Here is a 10,990-nt window from a genome sequence, read left to right on the forward strand (position 1 = left end):
GCTTCTGCCATGCTAGACCCCTACTATGTGTTAACACTAATACGCAATTTTACCGCCTTTTCATTTCGCGCTGCAGCGAAATACGCCGTCCGGGAACGCTGTTGCGCGCGAACGCAGGCACGTGGGGAAGGCCGCCCGCACCGATGTGCAGGCATCCTTTTCAACTCAAATCATTGTGATAGTAGTACCCGGTTGTGACATACCAACCGCGGCGCACCTCGACCGGCCGGTCACCATAGGTATAGGACACCCGATCAACCGAAAGCAAAGGGAATCCCGCCGGCACATTGAGCAGATCGGCCACCGCGGGCTCGGCGCCCACCGCGCGGATCTTCTCGGTCGCACGAATCATGCGCGTGCCGAAGTCGGCCTCGAACATGGCGTAGAGCGGTCCTTTATACTCGGCGAGTCGCTCGGCCGTCAGGCCGCGGAACACGCCGCCGGGCAGCCAGATTTCGTCGAGCACGGTGTTTTCGCCGTCGAACTGCAGGAGGCGCTTGATCAGCACCACCGGGTCGGCGGGCTTGAGGTCCAGCTGGCGGGCGATCTCGGCCGACGCGCGCAGCCGCCGGCACTCCAGCAGCTTGCTGATGTGCGGATGCTCGGCGCCGTCATCGGCCAGCAATCTAAGAAAGCGAAACTGGGCGCGGTCTTCGTTGTGCGTTGCAACAAAGGTGCCTTTGCCCTGGCGGCGAACCAGCAGATTGTCGGCGGCCAGCTCGTCGATCGCTTTGCGCACGGTCCCCTGGCTCACCTTGTAACGGGCGGCCAGTTCGACTTCGCTAGGGATGATTTCGCCGGGCTTCCATTCGCCGGACTCGAGGCTCTGGGTAATGAGCCCCTTGATCTGCTGATAAAGCGGACTGAAAGTCGGGGACGGCGAAGCGGGCGCAGACGCCGAAGGGCCGCTCTCGGGAGCGGTGGAATTCGCGTTGCTGACCGGGTTCGCACTCATGGCGCGCATTTCAACATAAAGCCCCCCGGAAATCTACCCTTTCGCTGCAATAGATATGTCTTATATAAGACATAAGATACTGTTGACTTTGGACCTTACGGCTCCTACACTGCCGATCGAGCAAGGGTTTGCGGGCGACTCATGGGAGCCGCCGGCAGCATCCACCTCGTGGCCAACTGCGCCGCGGGCCGCCTTGCACATGCTGTTCCTTCATGCAGTAGAGGTTTCGATCCGCCCCGCCCGCGCCGCTGCCTGATTCAATATAGCGCCCGCGCCGCGCCTGTGGACCTTCCGAAGCGAGCTGTGGCAGGAGCCGGCACACGCGAAGCGGCCAGCGTCAGGCGTCCCTGTCCAGGGTGTCCCCGTCATTCCCTTGAGCATTGTCGCACCGGTAAACGGTCCGCGGCCCCGCCTCCCGGCGTGCGGCGCGGCGCTTGCAACTCGCTTGCATCCGCCACGCGCGTGCGTTCGGTAAAAGGACCGCCTGATTCATGAACGCTTCGCGTAACGCGCATATAGAATGGCGTTTTACCCTGGCGTCTAACGCACCTTCCTGGAGATTTTCAATGGCTAAGCCCGCAAAGCGCGTTGCCGTCACTGGCGCCGCAGGTCAGATCGCATACTCCCTGCTGTTCCGCATCGCGAACGGCGACCTGCTCGGCAAGGACCAGCCCGTCATTCTGCAGCTGCTCGACCTTCCGCAGGCGCAAGCCGCCGTCAAGGGCGTCGTGATGGAACTCGACGACTGCGCATTCCCGCTGCTGTCGGGCGTGGTCATCACGGACGATCCGAAGGTCGCGTTCAAGGACGCCGACGTCGCGCTGCTCGTGGGCGCACGTCCGCGCTCGAAGGGCATGGAGCGTAAGGACCTGCTCTCGGCCAACGCCGAAATCTTCACGGTTCAGGGCAAGGCGCTGAACGACGTCGCCAGCCGCGACGTGAAGGTGCTGGTCGTCGGCAACCCGGCCAACACGAATGCGTACATCGCCATGAAGTCGGCGCCGGATCTGCCGAAGAAGAACTTCACGGCCATGCTGCGTCTGGACCACAACCGCGCGCTGTCGCAACTGGCCGCCAAGTCGGGCAAGCCGGTCGCTTCGATCGAAAAGCTCGCCGTGTGGGGCAACCACTCGCCGACGATGTACCCCGACTTCCGCGTTGCAACGGCTGAAGGCCAGGACCTGACCAAGCTGATCAACGACGACGAATGGAACCGCAACACGTTCATCCCGACGGTCGGCAAGCGCGGCGCGGCGATCATCGAAGCGCGCGGCCTGTCGTCGGCGGCATCGGCAGCCAACGCAGCGATCGACCACGTGCGTGACTGGGTCCTCGGCACGAACGGCAAGTGGGTCACGATGGGCATCCCGTCGGACGGCTCGTACGGCATCCCCGAAGACATCATCTACGGCGTGCCCGTCACCTGCGAAAACGGCGAGTACAAGCGCGTCGAAGGCCTCGAAATCGACGCATTCTCGCGCGAGAAGATGGACGGCACGCTCAACGAGCTGCTCGAAGAGCGCGACGGCGTCGCTCACCTGCTCAAGTAATCGGGCAGACCGGCCGGCTTCCCGTCGCCACGCGGCGGGCACCGGCCTTGCGCGCGCCATCTCCATTTCGTATGGCTGGCGCGCGTGCGTGAGCGCGGGCGAGCGTCGCCGGTTGAACACCGTTTCGTCGACAGCCGCTACCCCGCCCGCCTCGCGCCCCTGATCCGCACGCGCCTTGCATCCGCATCGCAGGACGCGTCCGAATCCGGTTCCCCCTCCAATATCCGACACCCGCCGCCGAAGATGCGCGCCATCACACCCGCCGAAGTGCTGTTTGACGGCGAAGCGCCGCCGACCATCCTGCCCGCGTGCGACCACTACGCCGGCAGCGAGAAGCTGATGCTGAAGTCGCTTGCGCTGCAGCAGCAGCTCGGCCCGGTATTCGACATCACGCTCGACTGCGAAGACGGCGCCCAGGTGGGCCGCGAGGCCGAGCACGCCGAACTCGTCGCCTCCTTCCTCGGCAGCGAACACGACCGCTTCGGGCGCGTCGGGGTGCGCATCCACGACTTCCATCATCCGCATTGGCGCGACGACGTCCGCCTGATCCTGCGCGCCGCAAAACGCGCGCCGGCGTTCATCATGCTGCCGAAGATCCGCGCCGTCGGCGACGCGGCGGAAATGACGGCGTTTATCGAAGCCACGCGCGTCGAGATGGGCATCGGCGAGCCGATTCCCGTGCAGTTGCTGGTCGAAACGCATGGCGCGCTCGCGCGCGCGTTCGATCTCGCGGCGCTGCGCGGCGTGCAGTCGCTGAGCTTCGGCCTGATGGACTTCGTCTCCGCGCACGACGGCGCGATTCCCGACACCGCCATGCGCTCGCCCGGCCAGTTCGATCACCCGCTCGTGCGGCGCGCGAAGCTCGAAATTTCGGCCGCCTGCCACGCGTTCGGCAAGGTTGCGTCACACAATGTGAGTACGGAAGTGCGCGACATGGAGGTCGTCGCCAACGACGCTCGTCGCGCGCGCAACGAATTCGGCTACACGCGCATGTGGAGCATTCATCCCGCGCAGATTCCGGCCATCGTGGCGGCCTTCGCGCCCCGCGACGAGGAAATCGCGACGGCCGCCGAGATCCTGCTCGCCGCGCAGAACGCGCAGTGGGGTCCGACGCGTCACGGCGACACCTTGCACGACCGCGCGAGCTACCGCTATTACTGGTCCGTGCTGCGCCGCGCGCGCTCGACGGGCCGCGCCGTGCCGCAGGACGCCGCGCCGCTGTTCGCGCCGGGCGAACTGGCGCAAGCCGCCGCGTCGTGAGCGCGGCTGGGGCCTGAAAACGTTTTCGGCGGGCGCGCACGCCTCTTGCGCGCCCGCCGCGCAGTGAGTCATCGAGGAGACAAAAGCCGATGATCAACACAGTCGATGGAAGCCTGACAAGAGGCGCAGCAGGGCAATTTGCAACAGACCGCAAAATCTGAAGTTCGTACCGATAAATAGGTGAAAATAGCGTTCGCTGCGTGCTTTCGGGGCGCGCGCAGTGCATCCGGCGGCTGCAAGGCGCAGCCGCGCACTGTTCAACCGATTTGAGACATAAAGGTCTGACTCCATGAAGAAATTGCTGATCGCTGCCGTTATCGGCGCGCTGTCCTCGACGATGATGCTGGCCGCGACCGACGCCGCCGCGCAAACCTCGACCACGGCGAAAAAGGAAACGCCGAAGAAGCCGGCTCCGAAGCATCGCATCATCAAGCGCAAGCCGAATCCGGCCAAGGAAGCGAAGGTCGATGCGATCCCGGAAGGCTCGGAGCACTGGAGCTGCGCGGAAGGCATGCAGTTCGACCTGAAGGGCGACATGGCGCGTGACCAGATCGTCACGGTTCACTGGGCGAACAAGAACTACAACCTGCCGCGTCAGACCACGACGACGGGCGCCGACCGCTTCCACGACGCCGCCACCGGCCTCGACCTGGTCGTGATCCCGACGAAGGCCATGCTGTTCTCGGACAAGGACAGCTCGCGTCTGGCCGACGAGTGCAAGACTGTTGCAATGCAGCAAGGCGCGATGGCGCCGACCCAGGCTAACGCGCTGAACCGCAACGCCGCTCCGGCTGCGGGCGCGAGCGCCGCTTCGGGCCAGTAAGAACGGCCGGGACGCCTCGATGTCCGCGCCGATTTCCCAGGTCAGACCGCAGCCGGATCAGGTTCTCGTCGATATCGTCGACTACGTCCTGAGCGGCTTGCCCGGCGACAGCGCCAATGCGCTGACGACGGCGCGCTACTGCCTGCTGGACACGCTCGGCTGCGGACTCGAGGCGCTCTCCTACCCCGCCTGCACCAAGCTGCTCGGACCCATCGTGCCGGGCACGATCGTCCCGAACGGCGCGAAGGTGCCGGGCACCGCATTCCAGCTCGACCCGGTTCAGGCCGCCTTCAATATCGGCGCCATGATCCGATGGCTCGACTTCAACGACACCTGGCTCGCCGCCGAATGGGGCCATCCGTCGGACAACCTGGGCGGCATTCTCGCGACCGCCGACTGGCTCTCGCGCACCGCCGTCGCCCAAGGCACTCAAAGCACCCAGGGCAAGCCGCCGCTCACCATGAAGCATGTGCTTGAAGCCATGGTGAAGGCGCACGAAATCCAGGGCTGCATCGCGCTCGAGAACGCGTTCAACAAGGTCGGACTCGACCATGTGCTGCTCGTGAAGCTCGCCTCGACCGCCGTGGTCGGCCAGTTGCTCGGGCTCACGCGCGACGAGCTCATCAACGCCGTCTCGCTGGCGATGGTCGACGGCCACGCGCTGCGCACCTATCGCCACGCGCCCAATACCGGCTCGCGCAAGTCGTGGGCAGCCGGTGACGCCACCGCGCGCGCCGTGCGCCTCGCGCTCATCGCCAAAACGGGCGAGATGGGTTATCCCTCGGCGCTCACGGCGAAAACGTGGGGCTTCTACGACGTCTCGTTCAAGGGCCAGCCCTTCCGGTTCCAGCGCCCGTACGGCACGTACGTGATGGAGAACGTGCTGTTCAAGATCGCGTTTCCCGCCGAATTCCACGCGCAGACCGCCGCCGAAGCCGCGATGACGCTGCACGGCCAGCTCGCGCAGCGCGGCAAGACGGCCGACGACATCGCGCGCATCACCATCCGCACGCACGAAGCGGCGATCCGCATCATCGACAAGAGCGGGCCGCTTGCGAATCCGGCGGACCGCGATCACTGCATCCAGTACATGGTGGCCGTGCCGATCCTCTTCGGACGACTAACGGCCGCCGACTACGAAGACGACATCGCTGGCGACCCGCGCATCGACGCGTTGCGCGCGAAAACCTTTTGTGTGGAAGACCCGCAGTTCACGCGGGATTATCACGACCCCGGGAAGCGTTCGATTGCGAATGCGCTGACCGTCGAGCTGAACGACGGCACGACGCTCGACGAAGTCGTGGTGGAGTATCCGATCGGCCATAAGCGACGCCGCGAAGCCGGCATCCCGCTGCTGATCGAAAAGTTCAGGACCCACCTCGCGCGGCGCTTCGCCGCGAAGCAGCAGCAGGCGATTCTCGATGTCTCGCTGGATGCGGCACGGCTCGAGGCCATGCCGGTGCACGAGTACGTCGACTTGTATGTGACATGAGCGTGATCCGATCAGTCTTGTACCTGTAAGTACCCGCAGCAAACGTGCAGTAAGCGTTATTTCCGCGATTAAACGAAGGAAAATACCATGGCCCACAACCTCCACAAAACGCTAAAGGAATTCGACAGCGGTTCCGGCAAAGGCAAGTTCTACTCGCTGCCGCAACTCGGCAAACAACTCGGCGTGAAGATCAACCGCCTGCCGGTGTCGATCCGTCTCGTGCTTGAGTCCGTGCTGCGCAACTACGACGGCAAGAAGATCGCGGAAGAGCACATCGAGCAGCTCGCGAACTGGAAACCCACCGCCAGCCGCGTCGACGAAATCCCGTTTGTCGTCGCCCGTGTCGTGCTGCAGGACTTTACCGGCGTGCCGCTGCTCGCCGACATCGCGGCCATGCGCGGCGTCGCCAAGCAGGTCGGCAAGGACCCGAAGGTCATCGAGCCGCTGGTGCCGGTCGACCTCGTGGTCGACCACTCGGTGCAGATCGACTACTTCCGCCAGAAGGACGCGCTCGACCTGAACATGAAGCTGGAATTCCAGCGCAACAACGAGCGCTACCAGTTCATGAAGTGGGGCATGCAGGCGTTCGACACGTTCAAGGTCGTGCCGCCGGGCATCGGCATCGTTCACCAGGTGAACCTCGAATACCTCGCGCGCGGCGTGCACAAGAAGGCGGACGGCGCGGACACGGTCTACTACCCGGACACGCTGGTCGGCACCGACTCGCACACCACGATGATCAACGGCATCGGCGTGGTGGGCTGGGGCGTGGGCGGCATCGAAGCGGAAGCCGGCATGCTCGGCCAGCCGGTGTACTTCCTCACGCCGGATGTGGTGGGCGTGGAACTGAAGGGCAAGCTGCGCGAAGGCTGCACGGCGACCGACCTCGTGCTGACGATCACGGAAATGCTGCGCAAGGAGAAGGTCGTCGGCAAGTTCGTCGAGTTCTTCGGCGAAGGCACGGCCTCGCTGTCGCTGCCGGACCGCGCGACCATCGGCAACATGGCGCCGGAATACGGCGCGACCATGGGCTTCTTCCCGGTCGACGACAAGACCATCGACTACTTCAAGGGCACGGGCCGCACGCAAGCCGAAATCTCCGCCTTCGAGAACTACTTCAAGGCGCAGGAACTGTACGGCGTGCCGAAGGCCGGCGACATCGACTACACCAAGACGCTCACGCTCGACCTCGCGACGGTCGCACCGTCGCTGGCCGGCCCGAAGCGCCCGCAGGACCGTATCGAAATCGGCAACGTGAAGTCGACCTTCACGGACCTGTTCTCGAAGCCGGTCGCCGAAAACGGCTTCAACAAGAAGGCCGCCGACCTCGCCGCCGAATACACGGCGGGCGAGAAGGTCAAGCTGCATAACGGCGACGTGCTGATCGCCGCGATCACGTCGTGCACGAACACGTCGAACCCGAGCGTGCTGCTCGCCGCCGGCCTGCTCGCGAAGAAGGCCGTGGAAGCGGGCCTGACGGTCGCGCCGCACATCAAGACCTCGCTCGCGCCGGGATCGCGCATCGTCACCGAATATCTGACGAAGACGGGCCTGCTGCCGTTCCTCTCGAAGCTCGGCTTCGAACTCGCGGCTTACGGCTGCACGACCTGTATCGGCAACGCGGGCGACCTCACGCCGGAACTGAACGAGTCGATCGTCAAGAACGACGTGGTCGCGGCGGCGGTGCTCTCGGGCAACCGCAACTTCGAAGCGCGTATTCACCCGAACATCCGCGCGAACTTCCTGGCTTCGCCGCCGCTGGTGGTCGCCTACGCGATCGCGGGCACGATCACGCGCGACCTGATGACGGAACCGGTCGGCAAGGGCCGGGACGGCCGCGACATCTATCTCGGCGACATCTGGCCGACGAGCGACGAAGTCAACGCGCTGCTCAAGTTCGCGATGGATGCCGACGTCTACCAGAAGAACTACAGCCAGCTCACGAAGAAGGGCGACCTCTGGAGCAAGATCGAGGGCGAGGAAGGTCAGGTCTACGACTGGCCGAAGTCGACCTACATCGCCGAGCCGCCGTTCTTTGGTTCGGACTTCTCGATGACGCCGTCGTCGACGGTGGCCGAGGTCAAGGGCGCGCGCGCACTGGGCATCTTCGGCGACTCGGTCACGACCGACCACATCAGCCCGGCCGGTTCGATCAAGGAAGACTCGCCCGCAGGCAAGTGGCTGAAGGACAACGGCGTGCAGAAGGCCGACTTCAACAGCTACGGCTCGCGCCGCGGCAACCACGACGTGATGATGCGCGGCACGTTCGCGAACGTGCGGATCAAGAACCTGATGATCCCGGCGAAGGCCGACGGCACGCGCGTGGAAGGCGGCCTGACGATCCATCAGCCGAGCGGCGAACAGCTGTCGATTTACGACGCCGCGATGAAGTACATCGACGCCGGTACGCCCACGATGGTGTTCGCAGGCGAAGAGTACGGCACGGGTTCGTCGCGCGACTGGGCGGCCAAGGGCACGCAGCTGCTGGGCGTGAAGGCCGTGGTCGCACGCAGTTTCGAGCGGATCCACCGTTCGAACCTCGTGGGCATGGGCGTGCTGCCGCTGCAGTTCAAGGGCACGGACAGCGTGCAGACGCTCGGTCTGACCGGCGAGGAAACCTTCGACATCGAAGGTCTCACGGACGACTTCAAGCCGCAGCAGGATCTGACGCTCGTGATCCATCGCAAGGACGGCAAGGACGAACGCGTGCAAGTACTGCTGCGCATCGACACGCCGATCGAGGTGGACTACTACAAGCACGGCGGTATCCTGCCGTTCGTGCTGCGTTCGCTGCTGGCCGCTTAAGCACACCAGCGCGCAGCGACGCACCGCAGTTTTTGCAGGTACCGCGCCCGGCAACGGGTGCGGTTACACTTGGGGCCCGACGCAAGTCGGGCTTTTTTTTCGGCTGTTTCCTGGCTATTTCCAGGCTATTTCCAGGCTGTTTTCGCGATTGCGCCGCACAGCAAAAGCGCGCGGCCAATAAAAAAGCGCGCCACCCGCGACGCGCTTTTCACGATGTGCGCCGGACAGCGCACGGGCACTCGTCAATCGATCAGCTTGTTCAACGTGGCGAATTCGATCAGCGCCGCCAGCGACGACACGCCCAGCTTGTCGAGCACACGCGTCTTGTACGTGCTCACGGTTTTATCCGACAAGCCGAGCCGCGCCGCCACACCCTTGTTGCTCATGCCGCGCGCGAGATATTGCAGCACCTCGACCTCGCGCGGCGACAGCCCGTTGAGCGCGACGTCGCGGCCGCCGCCGCAACTGACGGATAACAAATATGTTTGCTACAATACATTCAATAAAATCAATAACTTAAAAACTCACTATCATTTACGAAAGTTTGTCGCTTAAGAGGGAGCGTGCACCCTGGCCCCCAAAAATGCGACAAATAAGTTAGTCGTTTGGCTGACTTTGCACGACGGCCGCGCCGATTTGTGGAGAGTCGCGGCACCACAATTCTGAAACCAACTCGGCTGCTGGCCAGACATTTAGCCATCGGGGCCGCATCTGCAAGCCGCTATCTAATTGTTAGAGAAGTACGCAACTATCGGCGAGCCTACCGTGCCATGATCTACACGCACGATCATCGTCAACCCGCATAACAGGAGACCTCACATGGCAGCAAAACCCAAAACCTGCCGCGGTATCGCTGCTGCGGTGCATGAGGCGGCGAGCGACCTGCATAAAGTTGGCGTAATCGCTGACGCGCAGATGGCGAAGTACGATGCACTGTGCCTGAAGCCAGTGCCATCGTACGACGCAGCTGGGGTTCTGGCGCTTCGCAAGCGCCGGAAGCTCAGCCAAGCAGTTCTGGCAGGGGCAATCAACACCAGTATTGCGACCGTGCGTTGCTGGGAAGCCGGTTTGCGAAAGCCAAACGGAACCGCATCGAAGTTGCTACACCTGATTGAAAAGAAGGGGTTGGAAGCCGTGGTTTAGGCGGTAGCGTCGAGATGTGGGTGCGACACGTGTCGCCGTCAGCCGCGCGCTATGCGGCATGCTGTAGATGGTAAAGCTTGGGCCGCCCCCCGCGAAAACCGGACACTGGGTAACGCTTAAATTATGAGGTCCGCCCCTTTCGTCTGGCGGTGCCCCAATAGAGGCGGCTTCCATGATACAGAATGAGCGTTTTAGAAAAGCCGCTTCCTTTGTGTTCATCGGGCAGCAACCGGCCATGAAGGGACACTCGGGGCTACTTCCTACATCGTCAACAATCGACCGGCAGCATGGGCTGGCTGAACCATCAAGGCAACTTGTCGCGCTGATCGGCCGCACGACGATAGGTAAGGAGGGTGTATCTGGTCGCACCGCTAACGTCGACCCTTTCTGCACAATGGAAGTCCGCTGGTAAATCGGGAAACGTTGTATCGCCTGTCGGCTCCAAATCGAGTTCTGTGAGATACACCGTATCCGCATACGGCAGAAACAGGCGATAAATCTGCTCGCCGCCCGCGATAAAAACCTCCTCCCGCGAATCATTTTCGATGAATTCAAGCGCTCGCTCCAGCGAGGTGCACGTCGACACTCGTTCGGCGAAGATAGACTGCCTTCCAATCACCAAGATGTCCCGGTTTGGTAGCGGTCGGCCTATCGACTCGTATGTCCGTCGCCCCATTACCACCAAGTGCCCTTCAGTCAGTTGGCGAAACCGCTGCTGCTCTCCCGGTACCCGCCATGGAATGTCGTTGGCCGCGCCGATCACGCGGTTCTTCGCCATCGCAGCAATCATTGAAATCGTCTTGCCGTTCAACATTCGCTCATCTCGCTGTTGGGTTGTGAGCCTATTCTAACGGCCACAAACGTAGGCGGCGGTACGTTGCGGCTTCCTAGGAAGCCGAAGTGTCAATGTATATCGACTTGCGTCCAACCCATCGGGCAGTGCGCGGCCAGGAGCAGACGGT

At 63.2% G+C, this 10,990-nt stretch carries 9 protein-coding genes; 6 read left to right on the plus strand and 3 right to left on the minus strand.

The window, feature by feature from the left end; translation table 11 throughout:
• Nucleotides 1-160 precede the first annotated feature (160 nt).
• The gene (locus tag LDO54_RS32140) at nucleotides 161-964 is read right to left on the minus strand and encodes a GntR family transcriptional regulator (protein WP_405045083.1); all 804 of its coding nucleotides are present in this window, start codon (nucleotides 962-964) and stop codon (nucleotides 161-163) included.
• 557 nt (nucleotides 965-1,521) lie between these two features.
• On the opposite strand from LDO54_RS32140, the gene LDO54_RS32145 reads away from it, so the two are divergent.
• From LDO54_RS32145 to acnA, 5 genes are all read left to right on the plus strand, one after another.
• Nucleotides 1,522-2,505 carry a malate dehydrogenase gene (locus tag LDO54_RS32145; protein ID WP_224015706.1) on the plus strand — a complete coding sequence of 328 codons (984 nt, stop codon included), beginning with the start codon at nucleotides 1,522-1,524 and terminating at the stop codon, nucleotides 2,503-2,505.
• A gap of 243 nt (nucleotides 2,506-2,748) precedes the next feature.
• Nucleotides 2,749-3,765, plus strand: coding sequence for an HpcH/HpaI aldolase/citrate lyase family protein (locus tag LDO54_RS32150; RefSeq protein WP_224015707.1), 1,017 nt, complete (start codon nucleotides 2,749-2,751; stop codon nucleotides 3,763-3,765).
• Between the two features lie 289 nt (nucleotides 3,766-4,054).
• The gene (locus tag LDO54_RS32155) at nucleotides 4,055-4,588 is read left to right on the plus strand and encodes a hypothetical protein (RefSeq protein ID WP_224015709.1); all 534 of its coding nucleotides are present in this window, start codon (nucleotides 4,055-4,057) and stop codon (nucleotides 4,586-4,588) included.
• Between the two features lie 19 nt (nucleotides 4,589-4,607).
• Nucleotides 4,608-6,080 carry a bifunctional 2-methylcitrate dehydratase/aconitate hydratase gene (locus LDO54_RS32160; RefSeq protein WP_224015711.1) on the plus strand — a complete coding sequence of 491 codons (1,473 nt, stop codon included), beginning with the start codon at nucleotides 4,608-4,610 and terminating at the stop codon, nucleotides 6,078-6,080.
• An 87-nt stretch (nucleotides 6,081-6,167) separates the two neighbouring features.
• Nucleotides 6,168-8,885 (plus strand): aconitate hydratase AcnA, encoded by a 2,718-nt coding sequence (gene acnA, locus LDO54_RS32165; RefSeq protein ID WP_224015713.1) that lies wholly within the window; start codon nucleotides 6,168-6,170, stop codon nucleotides 8,883-8,885.
• A gap of 242 nt (nucleotides 8,886-9,127) precedes the next feature.
• On the opposite strand, the gene LDO54_RS32170 is transcribed toward acnA, so the two are convergent.
• Complete coding sequence (locus LDO54_RS32170; protein ID WP_436975740.1) at nucleotides 9,128-9,364, minus strand: response regulator transcription factor; 237 nt, start codon at nucleotides 9,362-9,364, stop codon at nucleotides 9,128-9,130.
• A gap of 340 nt (nucleotides 9,365-9,704) precedes the next feature.
• Between LDO54_RS32170 and LDO54_RS32175 the strand changes: the two genes are divergently transcribed.
• Nucleotides 9,705-10,028, plus strand: coding sequence for a helix-turn-helix domain-containing protein (locus tag LDO54_RS32175; RefSeq protein ID WP_224015715.1), 324 nt, complete (start codon nucleotides 9,705-9,707; stop codon nucleotides 10,026-10,028).
• Nucleotides 10,029-10,332: 304 nt separating this feature from the next.
• On the opposite strand, the gene LDO54_RS32180 is transcribed toward LDO54_RS32175, so the two are convergent.
• Nucleotides 10,333-10,842: a dihydrofolate reductase gene (locus tag LDO54_RS32180; protein WP_224015718.1), complete on the minus strand. Its 510-nt coding sequence runs from the start codon at nucleotides 10,840-10,842 to the stop codon at nucleotides 10,333-10,335.
• Between the last annotated feature and the right edge of the window lie 148 nt (nucleotides 10,843-10,990).

This window comes from Paraburkholderia tropica, from assembly GCF_914484835.1.
Classification (GTDB): domain Bacteria; phylum Pseudomonadota; class Gammaproteobacteria; order Burkholderiales; family Burkholderiaceae; genus Paraburkholderia; species Paraburkholderia tropica_A.

Excerpts from the sequence above, each read along its gene's own strand:
- LDO54_RS32180 (WP_224015718.1), bottom strand. The coding sequence starts at position 10,842 with ATGTTGAACGGCAAGACGATTTCAATGATTGCTGCGATGGCGAAGAAC.
- LDO54_RS32140 (WP_405045083.1), bottom strand. The coding sequence starts at position 964 with ATGCGCGCCATGAGTGCGAACCCGGTCAGCAACGCGAATTCCACCGCT.
- LDO54_RS32155 (WP_224015709.1), top strand. The coding sequence starts at position 4,055 with ATGAAGAAATTGCTGATCGCTGCCGTTATCGGCGCGCTGTCCTCGACG.
- LDO54_RS32145 (WP_224015706.1), top strand. The coding sequence starts at position 1,522 with ATGGCTAAGCCCGCAAAGCGCGTTGCCGTCACTGGCGCCGCAGGTCAG.
- LDO54_RS32175 (WP_224015715.1), top strand. The coding sequence starts at position 9,705 with ATGGCAGCAAAACCCAAAACCTGCCGCGGTATCGCTGCTGCGGTGCAT.
- LDO54_RS32160 (WP_224015711.1), top strand. The coding sequence starts at position 4,608 with ATGTCCGCGCCGATTTCCCAGGTCAGACCGCAGCCGGATCAGGTTCTC.
- LDO54_RS32150 (WP_224015707.1), top strand. The coding sequence starts at position 2,749 with ATGCGCGCCATCACACCCGCCGAAGTGCTGTTTGACGGCGAAGCGCCG.
- acnA (WP_224015713.1), top strand. The coding sequence starts at position 6,168 with ATGGCCCACAACCTCCACAAAACGCTAAAGGAATTCGACAGCGGTTCC.